General features: G+C 58.1%; 11 protein-coding genes. 5 read left to right on the top strand and 6 right to left on the bottom strand.

The window, feature by feature from the left end:
* Positions 1-160: 160 nt before the first annotated feature.
* The 3 genes from CK500_RS15455 to CK500_RS15445 are packed head-to-tail and all read right to left on the bottom strand — an operon-like array spanning position 161 to position 3,346.
* Positions 161-1,711, bottom strand: coding sequence for a hypothetical protein (locus CK500_RS15455; protein WP_233139236.1), 1,551 nt, complete (start codon positions 1,709-1,711; stop codon positions 161-163).
* A gap of 59 nt (positions 1,712-1,770) precedes the next feature.
* The gene (locus tag CK500_RS15450) at positions 1,771-2,592 is read right to left on the bottom strand and encodes an ABC transporter ATP-binding protein (protein ID WP_095638094.1); all 822 of its coding nucleotides are present in this window, start codon (positions 2,590-2,592) and stop codon (positions 1,771-1,773) included.
* Positions 2,593-2,626: 34 nt separating this feature from the next.
* A complete protein-coding gene (locus CK500_RS15445; RefSeq protein ID WP_095638093.1) occupies positions 2,627-3,346 on the bottom strand; it encodes a hypothetical protein in 720 nt (239 codons plus the stop codon).
* Between the two features lie 387 nt (positions 3,347-3,733).
* Between CK500_RS15445 and CK500_RS15440 the strand changes: the two genes are divergently transcribed.
* The 3 genes from CK500_RS15440 to CK500_RS15430 all read left to right on the top strand — a co-directional run bounded on the left by CK500_RS15440 (position 3,734) and on the right by CK500_RS15430 (position 8,348).
* Positions 3,734-6,232: a heavy metal translocating P-type ATPase gene (locus CK500_RS15440; RefSeq protein ID WP_095638092.1), complete on the top strand. Its 2,499-nt coding sequence runs from the start codon at positions 3,734-3,736 to the stop codon at positions 6,230-6,232.
* 150 nt (positions 6,233-6,382) lie between these two features.
* Positions 6,383-7,366, top strand: coding sequence for a DUF7544 domain-containing protein (locus CK500_RS15435; protein ID WP_095638091.1), 984 nt, complete (start codon positions 6,383-6,385; stop codon positions 7,364-7,366).
* Between the two features lie 94 nt (positions 7,367-7,460).
* Positions 7,461-8,348: an SDR family NAD(P)-dependent oxidoreductase gene (locus tag CK500_RS15430; RefSeq protein WP_095638090.1), complete on the top strand. Its 888-nt coding sequence runs from the start codon at positions 7,461-7,463 to the stop codon at positions 8,346-8,348.
* A gap of 284 nt (positions 8,349-8,632) precedes the next feature.
* On the opposite strand, the gene CK500_RS15425 is transcribed toward CK500_RS15430, so the two are convergent.
* Both CK500_RS15425 and CK500_RS17645 read right to left on the bottom strand, forming a co-directional pair.
* On the bottom strand, positions 8,633-9,046 hold the full coding sequence (locus tag CK500_RS15425; protein WP_198951593.1) for a TRAM domain-containing protein: 414 nt from the start codon (positions 9,044-9,046) through the stop codon (positions 8,633-8,635).
* Positions 9,047-9,102: 56 nt separating this feature from the next.
* A complete protein-coding gene (locus tag CK500_RS17645; RefSeq protein WP_233139234.1) occupies positions 9,103-9,255 on the bottom strand; it encodes a phage terminase large subunit family protein in 153 nt (50 codons plus the stop codon).
* A gap of 176 nt (positions 9,256-9,431) precedes the next feature.
* On the opposite strand from CK500_RS17645, the gene CK500_RS15420 reads away from it, so the two are divergent.
* Entirely contained in the window at positions 9,432-10,319 is an 888-nt protein-coding gene (locus CK500_RS15420; protein WP_095638089.1) for a hypothetical protein, read from the top strand.
* Positions 10,320-11,682: 1,363 nt separating this feature from the next.
* On the opposite strand, the gene CK500_RS15410 is transcribed toward CK500_RS15420, so the two are convergent.
* Complete coding sequence (locus CK500_RS15410; RefSeq protein WP_095638087.1) at positions 11,683-12,612, bottom strand: hypothetical protein; 930 nt, start codon at positions 12,610-12,612, stop codon at positions 11,683-11,685.
* A gap of 110 nt (positions 12,613-12,722) precedes the next feature.
* On the opposite strand from CK500_RS15410, the gene CK500_RS15405 reads away from it, so the two are divergent.
* Positions 12,723-13,397, top strand: coding sequence for a helix-turn-helix domain-containing protein (locus CK500_RS15405; protein ID WP_095638086.1), 675 nt, complete (start codon positions 12,723-12,725; stop codon positions 13,395-13,397).
* Positions 13,398-13,419: the final 22 nt, after the last annotated feature.

Genomic DNA, 13,419 nt, shown 5'->3' with positions numbered 1-13,419 from the left:
TGGACTACCTACCCTACTCGCTCATGGCTTGCGACGTTCGCTCCTTGGGGGTAGGGTAGCTCACAGGATTTGGAGCAGTCGGATGAATGCGGGAAGAGAGGTGGGATGGATCTATCGAATCCGAGCTAAAGGTATGGGTCACTGACGTCACTATTGGACCTCACTCAAGACGATACTCACTCACGCGATCTCGTGCGACGTACATTGAAACAGCCCCGGCGAGACCCGCGAGAACGGCCGAAGTAACCGTCCCAATGAGACCGATTACAAACTGGTCGACACCAACGAATGAGGCGAGTGCGTGGCCTGCAATGCCGGAGTGAGCGATAACGGTCGGCAGTGCAACGACAAGCACCACCACAGAATAGATCACGAAGGCGAAGACGCTCGGAACAATCGCCTTCGTGCTTCGAGAGACGCTAACCGCCTCGAAGCGTGGAAAGCCGACGCCAATTCCGGTCGCGATCGCCCCCGACACGGCCGACAACACGAGTGCGGATACGCCGAGACTCACCACGACTGCGATTGAGAGTGGACTCAAGATGCCCGCCACGACGGTTGTTGTAACGGTTATCGGCGCTATGAGGAGCGCACCAGAGACGACGTGTCCGACGACCAGTGAGCGTTCAGGCGCGTCAGAGAGCAGTGTGATGGGCAGTGCTGCGCCCTCTTGGCCCACCACGTTGAGCGCGAATAGCGATCCGGCAACCCAGGTTCCACTGATCAGTAGCCACAGTGGAAGGCTCGTGCCGATTTCACCGGTCTGGACCGCCGTGACAACTGGGCCGGCCAGCACGATCAGCGGATACAACGCGAACGAGAGCGAGAGCGGTGACCGACGGGCACGTTTCCAATCGGCTGTGATGACTCCGACGACTGGCTGTGAGAATATCCGCGTAAGCCCACCGAACCACGAGGACTGGTCAGTCGACCGCTCAGACTCATGGGTGATGTGAACGCCGTCAGCGTACCAGAGCCACTCTGCAAGTCTGAACAGCGAGACAACCGATGCGACGGCAGCCAGGGCCGTGAATCCCACGGCACCGACCGCTCGGAGCGGAGAGGCTCCGATACCAAGCCCGATTGCTGCGAGATCGCCGAACCAGTCGATCGGCGTCGGGGCAAGTACTCGATAGATCGGTTCCAACACCGACGCGAACGCATTCGTGAAAATCAACGCGAAGTACCCAATCCCAAATAGAAAGAGAAACAGTGTTCGGAGGCGGCTGAGCAGCCGCGATCGAACGCCGGCGTTTCGCACGCCTAGTGCGAGGAGAAAGCCGGTCGGAATCCCGGTTGCAAGGAGAAGACATAGTGTGAGCAACAGGGCAGGGATCGTAAGTAGTGAACCGGCACCGACGGCAAATGCAACTGTGGCGGCGCTTCCGACAGTGAGGAAGAACGCAGACCAGAGCACGAACTCGGTCAGCACAAGGCCAGCGATCACGTCTCGATGTGAGACCGTCGTCAACAACCCATCGAGATTGTCGGGACGAAGGGCGACAGCGTACGCGCGATACCCGCCGAATCCGACCACGAATATCCACCCGTAAACGAACACCATCCGTGTCCATTCGATGAGTGGTTCGGCCTCGTTTCCGGCCACGAACCCTCCGGCAAGGTACGCACCAAACACGCCGCCGAGCGAGAATGGGAGCAGCATTACGGCCGCGAACGCGAGTGCCAACAGCTGCATCGGATTGCCCTTCATCGTCCGCCAGCGACGTCGGAATTCCGTTCGGGCGATGAGCCGAGGACGCTTCGCCCGCGTCATTGGTCTGTAGCCTGTTCGTCCTGTGAGTCGGCGGCGTCTCCAGTACCCTCTGTAGCTGATCTGGGGGCGGCAGGTCCGCGTTCGGCGGTGACCGAGAGGAACACGTCCTCAAGAGTCGTTCCCTCCTCGGCCTCCATCCGCGCCGTCAGTTCAGCGGGCGATCCTTCGGCGACGAGGTCGCCTTCGTAGAGGACGCCGACGACGTCCGCGAGTTCTTCGACGACCGAGAGGATATGCGTCGAGAGGAACACCGTGTGACCGTCATCAGTGAGCTCCGCGATGACATCGAGGACCGTTCGAGCCGCTCGCGGGTCGAGGCCACTTGTCGGTTCGTCGAGGAACACGACATCGGGCTCGTGGAGGAGCGCCTGTATCAGGCCGATCTTCTGGCGCATCCCCTTGGAGTAGTCGTCGATCCGCTTGTCGGCGTCGTCGGTGAGATCGAACCGATCGAGCCAGTCTACGATTCGGGTCTCCATTTCGGTGGCGGGGATATCACGGAGCCGACCGAAGTATTCGAGCTGTTCGCGCCCGGTGAGTTCGTCGAAGACCGGGGGTTCCTCGGGGAGATAGCCGATCGATTCTCTGATCGCATCGCGATCCGAGACAGGATTCCCGTCGATCCATGCCTGACCGTCTGTCGGCTGGGTCAGTGATGTCAACATACGCATCGTCGTCGTCTTCCCGGCGCCGTTCGGCCCGAGAAAACCATACACCGTGCCGTGGTCAACGGAAAGTTCGAGTCCGTCGACGGCAGACTCACTCCCGAATCGTTTCGTCAGGCTGCGCGTTGCGATAGCGGTTGAGTTTCGTGTCATCGTAGAGGGTCAATCAGTTTCGTACAGCAGTCGATCATAGAGCGATGCCTCCGACGCCGACACTGACGAACACCAACGCAATCACTATCGGAAATATCGCTCTCCAGGCCCGGTGGAGTACAAGCTGTCTCGGAGAGCGATCGGTGATGATGAGATCACCCGCGATGACAACCTCGTTCTGTTGGCGGTCCGTGTGCCCCGCAATCAAATACTCCTCACCGGGATCGATCCGGCGTTCGACGTAACGCCGCGTGCCAAGTCCCGGAATAATTCGCACCCATCGTGCGACCGGTTCAAGCGTGTCTCGCACGTCGACGAACCGTTGGATACGTTCTGGTGGCGTTTCGTTGGCACCGACCGTGATGACCGTTGATTCTGTATCGAGTGCGAACCGCTTGGCTGATGGGACGACGGTGAGGGTCCCGCTCGCACTATCAAGGGTGAACGGACGTGTCGCCACGCCATCGTCGAGATGAGCCTGAAACCATGGAATTCCGATCCCGAACGGTTGTCGTTCGGTAACCTCGTACTCGAACCCAAGACATTGCGATCCCGTAAACGGTGCCGAAAGCGTCTCGCTCGCTTCGTTCACCACGCCGCGGGAAACGACAAAAGACCCGCTATCCGTCACCTCGCTCGGGTCCTTCACAGTGGCTCGGAGAATACTTGGGACAGTCGCGAGCGGCCGAAGTCCGTACCAGCCGATAGCTAGACCGAGGGCAATAAATCCAACTCCGCCGACAGTGTAGAGCATCAATCGGAGGGGTACTACCTGTCGAACGTGGAGCTGTACTCAGCCGTCGTCACATCCGACTGGGACAGTTTCTCATCTGCCCAAACGGGTGGCCGATTGAAAATGTGGAACAGCGTCACCGACACGAGCAGTATCAGTTGCTCACAGCGGAGTCGTGGAGCTTTGAGGAGGGCCATATCCAATATGATTGTGAGATGTATAAATAATGACTGGATGGCCGAAGCCAGCAAACCGGGAGAAAAGGTACAGCATTCGGGCTCTGTTGGACTCCTTAGGAAGTGATTGACTAGGACTACGCCACTTCTATGTTGAACAGCGACCTATACTACAATATCCGCTTGAATTTGCGTGCTATCGGACGAATGAGACGATTCATGCCACTCAACAATGACTAAAGAGTGTTCCTTGTGCGGCCGATCGATTCAGTCATCCACATTTGAGACCCCCGGTGAGCGCGCATTCTGTTCGAGCGGGTGTCACGACGTGTACACGACGCTTGGAGCTGCTGATTCTCTTGATGGTACCCAGTTCTCACCTGAGGACGAAAGAACACAGCCAAGAGACGCGGTTCTTCCTGATCGGGACGGTTCGCAGACGTTTCTGCGGATCGACGGTATGTACTCTGCGACGTGTGAAGCGTACCTGGAATCGCTCGCCGAAAAACAGCCGGGAGTGACCACCGCCGAGGCGAGTTATGTTACCGAGACGATCCGAGTTGACCACGATCCGGAAACCGTTTCGAATGATGCGCTGCGTGACGTGTTGAGTACGCTCGGGTACACGGCATACCTCCGTGACGACGCCTCCACGGGGGAGGGTGAGACCAGTGGAACGACACGTCGCTCACGGGAGATGGGTGGTATTCGAAAGCGGCGAGACGACCAACTCTTGGGCATGCGATACTCCGTCGGATTTCTTTTCGGCGCGTTTCTGTTGGTCCCGTACGTCGCGATTCTCTATCCCGCACACCTCGCGTCGATATTCGACTGGCAAGCGCTCGCGATATTCGAGGGCGCGTTCCGGCTAAACAGTGAGGGTGCGTTCGTGTTCCTCCGGCTGTACTTCGTGATGACCGGACTCATCCTGGTCTTCACCGGGCTTCCGGTGTTGCGGGGTGCGTACATCAGTCTGAAAATGCGTCGTCCGAACACCGACCTGTTAGTCGCGATCACCGCGGTGAGCGCGTATCTGTACAGTACGGCCGCCGTCATCCTTGGACAGAACGACATCTTCTACGACCTCGCGATCGTCGTGACGGCTGCGGTCACCGCGATGGTGTTCTACGAGTCGTCGATCAAACAGCGCGCACTTGATCGACTCACCGAGCTCACGATATCGCAGGTCGAGTGGGCGCGGACGTACGACTCAGACGGGAACACTCAGGAAGTTCGAGTCGAGGACCTTGATGCGGGCGACGTCGTCCTCGTTCGACAGGGAGAACGCGTGCCGGTGGACGGCGAACTGGTCGAAGACAGCTGTACCGTCGACGAAGCGATCGTGACTGGTGAGTCGCTTCCGGTATTGAAACGCGCCGGCGACGACGTGATCGGAGGGTCGATCGTGACGGACGGTGCCGCGTTGATCCGTGTCGGCCCAGACGTAACGAGTAGTGTCGACCGGATAACGACCGCCGTCTGGGACTTACAGAGCGCGACGCACGGGGTTCAGCGTCACGCCGACCAACTCGCGTCGTACGCCGTGTTTCTCGTCGTCGGAGCCGCCGCGGTTGGCGGCGTCGGTGCGCTCGCATTCGGGATGAGCCTGCCAGATGTCGTCCTCCTGGCGCTGTTGGTCCTCCTCGCCGGCTCGCCGTGGGCGCTCGGACTCGCGACGCCCTTGTCGGTCGCGAAGAGCCTCTCCAGTGCGCTCCGGCGCGGGATCATCATCTTCGACGAAACGGTCTTCGAACGGCTCCGTGATGTCGACACCGTCGTCTTCGATAAGACGGGGACGCTCACGACCGGAGAGATGGAGGTGATAGAAGCGGACGCGCCCGCGGAGTTGCTTGACGCCGTCGCCGCGCTCGAACAACGAGCGTCACACCCCGCCGCAAACGCAATCACGACGGCGTTCGCCGGCACAGATAGCGCTGACAACCGTGAGAGGCAGTCGAACCCAGCAGGCGACGCCACCAGAATGGAAGGTATCGATCAGATACAAGAGTTCACGAATCACCGGTCTGGTATTGAAGGCGTGATCGGTGGTACGTCGTATCTCGTCGGAAACCTCGATCTGTTCGCGGAACAGGGGTGGGCCGTCGACGACGATATCCGGTCGCGGGTCGCCGACGCCCGTGGCTTCGGTCAGCTGCCGGTCGTGGTCGGTCGTAACGGGATCGCAGAGGGACTGATCGTTGTGGGAGACGAGCCGCGGGACGGCTGGGACGACACCATCTCTCAGCTCGGAGCACGAGGCACGGATATCGTCGTCTTGACCGGCGACGACAAGGAGGCAACAGACTTCTTCAAACGGCACGACGCCGTGACGCACGTCTTTGCGACGGTTCCGCCGGAAGGAAAGACTGCGACGATCCGGCAGCTCAAATCTGATGGCCAGGTCGCGATGGTCGGAGACGGCACCAACGACGCGCCGGCGCTCGCCGCCTCCGACCTTGGCATTTCGCTGGGCGGCGGTACGGCGTTGGCCGCCGACGCCGCCGATATCGCGATCGTCGATAACGACATCCATTCCGTGGAAACCGCCTTCGACCTCGCGGGGGCGGCTCGTCGTCGCGTGAAACAGAACAATCTCCTCGCGTTCTCCTACAACGGCATCGCGCTCGCGGCGTTGGCTGTCGGGGTCTTCAATCCGCTGGCAGCAGCGGCTGCAGTCATCGCTGGCGGTGGATTGATCGCCGCAAACACTCACCGGAGGCTCCTTGCGTAATGAGGTACGGCCTCCGAATGAGCGCAGAGCCGAGTCATCCCTTGGGTTTCCACGTGATATCGGTCACCCCAATCTTCTGAGCGCGCATGAATATGGGTCCTGAAAGCCACCACCAGAAGGGCTATCTATTCAGTTTGCGTCCTCTACCCCATGGCCCTCCACGCAGTCGAAAACATCGAGGAAGCGTTCGGTGTCACCCGAGAGTTTCTGACACCCGTTGATCTGCGCCGCTGGCTCAAACTCGCGATTGTCGTGTTCTTCGTCGGAAGCGGGGTAAGCTTCCCGACGGCACAGTTCAACACGTCGACGCCGCCGGGAGACGTCTCAAACGGGGAGCTCCCGTTCAGCCTCCCGGTCGACGTGGTGACGCTCGTCATCGCGATCGTCGTTGTCGGACTCCTCCTCGTCGGATTATTCGCCCTGATCGGCGCGATCATGGAGTTCGTACTGATCGAGTCGCTCCGCACGGGCGCGGTATCGCTCCGACGCTACTGGCGCCAGCGCTGGCGGCAGGGGCTCCGCCTATTCGGGTTCCGGATCGCGATCGGGCTTCCGATGGTCGCACTGATTGCCGGCTGGATCGCGCTGCTTGTTATCCCGATTCTGACCGGACGTGACCCTACCGTCCCCTTCACCGTGTTCCTCGTTGGGATCCCGGTGGTCTTCCTCATCAGCGTCCTGTACGCGCTGGTGTCGGGACTCACGACCGTGTTCGTCGTGCCCCTCATGATTCAGGCAGACTCGGGCGTCCTCGCGGCTTGGCGTCGCCTCTGGGGATCGATCAAGACCGCGTGGAAACAGTATCTAGCGTACGTCGTGGTCGCGTTCTTGTTGACGGTCGCGACCGGAATCATCGCCTCGATCGTAGTCGGGATCCTCGCGATTGTGCTTCTCATCCCTATTCTCATCGTGGCCGCGATCATACACGTGACTGTCTCGTTATCGTCGACAATCGGGCTCGTCGTCCTCGTCGCACTCGCGCTTCTGTTCGGACTCTCAATGCTCGTCATCTGGACGCTTGTGCAGGTCCCTGTCGTGACGTATCTCCGGTGCTACGCACTGCTTGTGCTCGGTGACATTGAGGAGTCGTTTGACGTCCTGTCTGACCGTCAACTGTCGCGAAGAGAGCCATGAACGACAAGTCGCCGACGTGGGGTTCCGCCGCTCGTGGCGCAGTCGCACTGTACGTACGCCTCGCGCTTTTGGACCGTCGGCGTCGAAAGGGGGCATGACCGACGATCTCTCCGACCGCACGATCCTTCTCACCGGTGGAACGAGCGGATTCGGGCGGGTGGCAGCGGTTGACCTCGCACAACGAGGAGCGACTGTCGCAGTCGTCGGCCGCGACGAGTCGAAGGGAGCCACCCTCGCAGAACAATCCAACGACCTTGGCGGATCGATCGCGTTCCATCAGGCCGACCTCGCCTCCCAATCTACCGTCCGGTCCCTCGCAGCAACCGTGAAACACGAGTACGACCAGATCGACGTCCTCGCTCACAACGCCGGACTCTCGGCCGGATCACGGCGTGAGAGTCCAGACGGAATCGAACTCACCCTTGCGGTGAACCACTTGGCCCCCTATCTCTTGACATACGAATTACTCGACCATCTCCGTGACGCACCCGACCCGCGTGTTGTCATTACCGCCTCAGACATCCATCGGCGGGCGACACTCGATCTCGACGATCTACAGCTGACGGACGGGTACGACTCACTTGACGCGTACGCCCGCTCAAAGCTGGCGAACATCGCGTTCACGGTCGAACTTGATGACCGGCTCCCGGACGACGCCGCAGTCACGGTCAACTGCGTTCATCCGGGGTTCGTTCCGTCGACGGATCTGTTCCGCGAGGCGTCGCTCCGAACGCGGCTACTCGTTCGGATCGCTGGGCTGGTTCCGGGTGTCGCCACCTCAAAACAGGCGGCCGCTGAACGTCTCCAAACGCTTCTGGTGGAGCCGAGGTACGGCTCTGTGAGTGGGCGATATATCGGCAGCGATGGTCCCACAGATCCCGCACCCGAGGCAACGAACCAAGCGGTGCGACGGGAGCTCTGGCGAATGAGTGCCGAACTGGTCGGTATTACACCCGACTGGCCGACGCCTAGCATCAACTAAGATACGCTCGCCGTTAGCATTGGTGACGATCACAGTATCCCTGTTGTTGTTCAAATCGGAGGGACAGAAGCTCAGTACAACTCAGCAGTTGTACTCATCCCCTTCCTCTGTGAAGTGTCCTATTTCGTCGAGAGCGAGCTCGAACCGCACGGAACAACATAAGTGAATCTCCTGTATCGCTCACGCGGTCCCATCCGCCGATGAAGAGAGTGAACGCTTCAGATTACGGAGAATCGAGGAGAAAGCCTCATGCTTTTGCGCGGGGATGAATCCGACACTACCCTTCACTCGTAGTAGCTAACACGCTCGACAACCTCCGCAAAGGCGACATTCTCGCGGACATCTGTGATCTCGATAGTGACACGCTCACTCTGTTTGGTGTCGGGAACAATAACGACGAAACCGCGCTCAACACGGGTGATGCCGTCGCCCTGGTCACCAATGTCTTCGATTTCGACAGTGCGTTGTTCTCCTTCCTCGACAGGGGGCGTCTGTGACGTTTGCTGGGGCTGAGGATCGGCGTCAGATTTGTTGGTCTCGCTGGTCGTGGGTGACGGCAACACAGCGACACGGTACGTTTCGCCCGCCACTAGATCGCCCAGGCGAAGCTCTTGTTCTGGTACCTCAATCACATACGACCCGTTGCGCTCATCGACACTACCTGAGAACAGACAATGTAGTTGCTCTGGAATCTCCATTTGTAGACCTTACGCCGGATACGCGACGACGAACACTTTATTCTGCTGTCTGTGGACTACTCCGGCGCTACAACGTCTTCGCATACCGGACATTCGGCCCACACCCCCTCGGTGCCGTCTTCTTTCTCGTACTCAACAAGAATCCACGCTTCCGAGATGTCCTCACCACATTCCGGGCACCGACCGAGGGACGATTCGTCAGCGTTCATGCGAAGGGGTGGAAGGAGCGTGTGACAGTGTTCCTTCCAAATGGATATTACCCGGCTTGAACCTAAGCTTTTGGCGGCATTGCGGGCCGCACGCACCAGGTTTCCGGTGGATGTGGACCACCAGTCCGATTAAAAAGCGGGACTGCTTTACCTACTTCCCACGAATACACATCAAGATGGCTCGGCTCGTCTTCTATCACCACCCACAGGCCGAGAATTTCTCACTTAAATATAGCTCTACATCCTCAGCAGAGATCCGATCTCAGCAAGAGCAATCCAACGAGTCGACGAAGCTCATCCGGTACCCCTTTGAAACACCGGTCTATGTGCTCTACGAAGGCGATTCAGAGATCGAATCTGCCCAAGACATCGACTTCGATCAGGAATGGCTGAGCGAACGTATTCGTGACCTCCCTCGTGCTGGGCAAGTTGTCGCATTCCGATTAGTGGAGCTGCTCGAAGCCGCTGTCGATGTTCGAGATGAAGATGAGTTCCGGCTCTACAAAGAGTTCGAACCGCAAAAGATCCAGCAGGCACTCGATCACGTGTCCTGGGGAGCACCACTTCCGAACGTCGCTGGGGAAGTGATGTCGAATTTGATTCTCCGGCACTCCCTCCCGAATGCGAATCATCGAACTGGCATCGCGATGCTACAATTCTGTATTGAGAGCGTAGAGCCGGGTTTTGAGATGCCACGAACACACGTCGACGACGATACCTGGCGAGAGTGGGTCGATCCCTACATCGTCGATTCCAAGCGGCTCATTACTGTTCGTCGGAACAACCTCCGTTTCAAGCAGCTCAAAGAGTTGGACGTCGACCTCGTCGAGCGGAAAGACGGGATCCAAATCCAATTATCCGAATTCGAGCTGGATATACACTGGCGAGAAGCCCTCTCAGAGTACGCTGGGCATCACGAGTCCCACTGTATGGACTTCGCTCAAGCAGTCCTCAAACGTGCAGAGCGGGATGATCTGCTCGCTCGTCAAGGACCAACGAAACAAGAGTTCATGACGTATCTGGAGGACGGACTCGTCGAACGAGACTTCAGAGAAATGTTCTGATCAGTCGCGAAGCTCGGCGACCGACTGGCCGACCTCACGGACGTGTTCACTCCGCTCAAGGTCAAGTTCTTCAGCGAGGTAGTCAACTGTCTCTTCAAGACTCATACTAGAAAGAAGTCCGTGAAGCGGGATAAATCTAGTGCTGATATTTGCTTCTCTACTGTCTCCGTTGAGATCCTCTTCTTCAAATATATCATCGTCTGAAACAACCGGTCGCTGAAAAGTGCGTATTGACTATCAAGAATGTTACTAGCTCAGAGGAAAGTTTCGATAGCCGTGCGAGATACAGAGCGCGAATGTGGCACAAACCGAGGACAGTCTACGGAGGGAGTGGTCGGTCAGGGATGACAAGGAAGTTTTCGTGGCGATTCCATGGTCACAGTCGTCGCTGGTGGGGTGTAAAGCTACGCGACTCTCTCGCTGAGGTTGTATTTTCACACTAACTCACAGATCTCAGACATAATTTTTGAAAGAATTGGACCGAGAAATGTTCTCGAAACAGATCAAAGATGGGTAAGGGTAGGGGGAGGGGGTCTATGAATAATGGAGCGGGCTGAGAAGGTACCCCTCTCTCGGCGGATGTGACTCAGAAAACGCGGGCGATTCCACGGGAGAGACGCCACAACCATAGAACTCGGAAGAAGACCGACTCAGATCTCACGGAGATGTGATTCTGTCACACACTAATCGTGTTGTTCACTACACAACCTGATTATAACCCATCGCGGATACTGTTCGCGTGTATTCTATAAAAAACCTATAGTTTTAAAGATAGATTTTTGAATATGAGTGTTTGAGAGCCTCTCGTGTCTAATATCGTGGTTTGTCGGAGTCTAACGGGACGATTCCGCGACTCCCCACCCCCACCTTTCGGCCGCTTCCATTATTCATAGACCCCCCCTCTCCCCCTCCTATACCAAAACTCTGTTCCGTAGACGAGTACTGTCTGGAAGGACCGAGAAATAGACAATTATATGAAATACAGTCAGACTGTCTTCAAGCTCGACAAGAAGGGCGGTCAAACTGTGCTGTCACTCTCGAAACTCGCGGGCATCCCGATTCGGATTCACCGCACATCCGGACAGGTTCGAGACCGATCTCACGGACAAGCCCCTCTCTCAACGAGTGAAGTCGGGAGACTGAGCGAAGTAGGGTGGGGTAGTTGACAACTAGGAATGGGACACTCCGAAGGAACGTCTGTGGAGGCTGCGCTCCCTACGGACACAGTTATGTCTACAGGCGGAGCAGACCGAGTGCCTCGGGGCTTGACCCCGAGACGGTCCACAAAGAGCGTCGTGAAAGCAGGAAGCCTATCCCTCAAGGAGCGAACAGCCTCAACCGTGAGCGAGTAGAAGAGGGTAGTTCACAGGGTGGATTTGGTCGGCGATTTTTGGTTGTAGGTCTGGGCGAAGTGCTCTTTTTGGTCCCAAAGCGACTGGAGTGTTTCGAGTTGGTCGATACCGTTCACGCAGTATGCATCGTCCTCGCGACTGCGCTTGAGAACGTCCTGACCGATTTGGAGTGAGTAGTCCTCGGGATTGTCGTACGGCGCGTTCACGATCTGGATGTCGGTGATGTCCGATTCATGGAAGAACGACAGCACACGGAAGGCAGACTCTCGCGTGTCGAAGAGCCAGCGAACGTATTCGTACTGGCCGCGAATCCGCATCAACTTCTCGGCGGTCTCGACGAGATCGTCGTGGCTGGTGATGATTTCCCAGCTGGTCCACTCGTTGGCGGTGCCGACATCCGGTCGAGCGTGTCTGCGATTGCCTGGGTACATCACAATATTCTCCCACGGGTGATCTTTGAAGTCTCCTATTGCGGAGATCGGGTGTCCACCAGCAAAGTGACAGAGCTCCACGCCCGTCCGGTGCGTCAGCGTCTCGTCCAAGTACCCGACGAGCCCGCCGCCAGAGCGGATGATTCCTTCGTACTTCTCGATAAACTCCTCGCGGAAGAAATCACCAATCGCCGCCCGACCTTGGCGCGTCGGAGCCCACTTCACGGGCTTGGACAGGATCCACTCGGGGTCCTCACTCCCGCGAACCCAGCCGAGAGATTCTAACTCATCGAACGCGTTCGCGTAGCGGTAGTCCCAAAAATTGTCGCCACATTCGATTAGTGTCTGAAGCTTCGGCGGCTGTGAGGTCGCGATCGAAAGCAACTGCCCATCCCGATGGAACTCAGCGCCGTTGTACCACTCGCCAATCGCGTACAGCAGATCCAGCGCTGACTGGGAAACAGTCCCGCTGTCAATTTGTCTCTGTCCCCTGTTCGGTCTGGTGAGCATAGAAAAGCCGACTCAGAGTTCTGATAAAAGCGTACCGGCGGGGTGATGATTTCAGTTATCACCATTCGAGTAAGACTTTCATCTGTTACCGGGTTGTTGGTAACTGCCAGATGTACGAGGTGCTCGACGACACGGCGGCGCAGATTATCCTCGCCATCGAGAGTGGTGACTCCATCCGCCGTGTCGCCCACCATCTCCACACGCCCTACGAGACAGTGAGACAGGCCGTCAATCGGTTGGAAGACGCAGGCTACGTCACCTATGATGACGGCCTCACTGTCGTCGACGAGCGCGTGCGCGACGCAGCGCTCGAGCTCGTCGCTGCCAGCGCCGGAGTCAGTCCACCCTCCATCGAAGAGGCCTACGTCATCCCACAGTTCGGTGACTGGCCGTTCGCGTTCACCCGGATCGACGCCGTCTACGTGTGGACCCAAGACGGCTACCAAGTTGGTCGCGACCCCGACGACTATCCACTGTTCCTCGCTGTTCATGAGCAAGACATCGACGCCTGGGAGGCGTTTTTCGAGTCATTCAACCTCCCCACTGCATTCGAGCGACAGTCCGGAGACGAGCTGGACGGACCGCTGCAGATTGTCCTCGAACCACGCCCCTCACTCGACATCGAACACGTCGAGGGGTACCCGGTGATCCCGAGAGACGAGACGATCGAGTATATGCGCGAGAACTACGCCCAGTTCCAGTCGGGGCTGGCGATGCTCGACCGGATGTACGAAGACCTCGACCTCGGCGTCACGTACCGGGAGACGGAACGGGCCCAAAGGTAGGCTTCAACGGTAGAAGTGACGC

This window comes from Halorubrum salipaludis (genome assembly GCF_002286985.1).
Taxonomy (GTDB): domain Archaea; phylum Halobacteriota; class Halobacteria; order Halobacteriales; family Haloferacaceae; genus Halorubrum; species Halorubrum salipaludis.
The sequence above is the reverse complement of the archived record's forward strand: the minus strand, read 5'-3'. Positions and strand labels throughout refer to the sequence as shown.

What these genes read in the sequence shown, in the direction of transcription:
- CK500_RS15445 (WP_095638093.1), bottom strand. Translation starts at nt 3,346, where the DNA reads ATGCTCTACACTGTCGGCGGAGTTGGATTTATTGCCCTCGGTCTAGCT.
- CK500_RS15405 (WP_095638086.1), top strand. Translation starts at nt 12,723, where the DNA reads ATGTACGAGGTGCTCGACGACACGGCGGCGCAGATTATCCTCGCCATC.
- CK500_RS15440 (WP_095638092.1), top strand. Translation starts at nt 3,734, where the DNA reads ATGACTAAAGAGTGTTCCTTGTGCGGCCGATCGATTCAGTCATCCACA.
- CK500_RS17645 (WP_233139234.1), bottom strand. Translation starts at nt 9,255, where the DNA reads ATGAACGCTGACGAATCGTCCCTCGGTCGGTGCCCGGAATGTGGTGAG.
- CK500_RS15455 (WP_233139236.1), bottom strand. Translation starts at nt 1,711, where the DNA reads ATGAAGGGCAATCCGATGCAGCTGTTGGCACTCGCGTTCGCGGCCGTA.
- CK500_RS15430 (WP_095638090.1), top strand. Translation starts at nt 7,461, where the DNA reads ATGACCGACGATCTCTCCGACCGCACGATCCTTCTCACCGGTGGAACG.
- CK500_RS15410 (WP_095638087.1), bottom strand. Translation starts at nt 12,612, where the DNA reads ATGCTCACCAGACCGAACAGGGGACAGAGACAAATTGACAGCGGGACT.
- CK500_RS15435 (WP_095638091.1), top strand. Translation starts at nt 6,383, where the DNA reads ATGGCCCTCCACGCAGTCGAAAACATCGAGGAAGCGTTCGGTGTCACC.
- CK500_RS15450 (WP_095638094.1), bottom strand. Translation starts at nt 2,592, where the DNA reads ATGACACGAAACTCAACCGCTATCGCAACGCGCAGCCTGACGAAACGA.
- CK500_RS15420 (WP_095638089.1), top strand. Translation starts at nt 9,432, where the DNA reads ATGGCTCGGCTCGTCTTCTATCACCACCCACAGGCCGAGAATTTCTCA.
- CK500_RS15425 (WP_198951593.1), bottom strand. Translation starts at nt 9,046, where the DNA reads ATGGAGATTCCAGAGCAACTACATTGTCTGTTCTCAGGTAGTGTCGAT.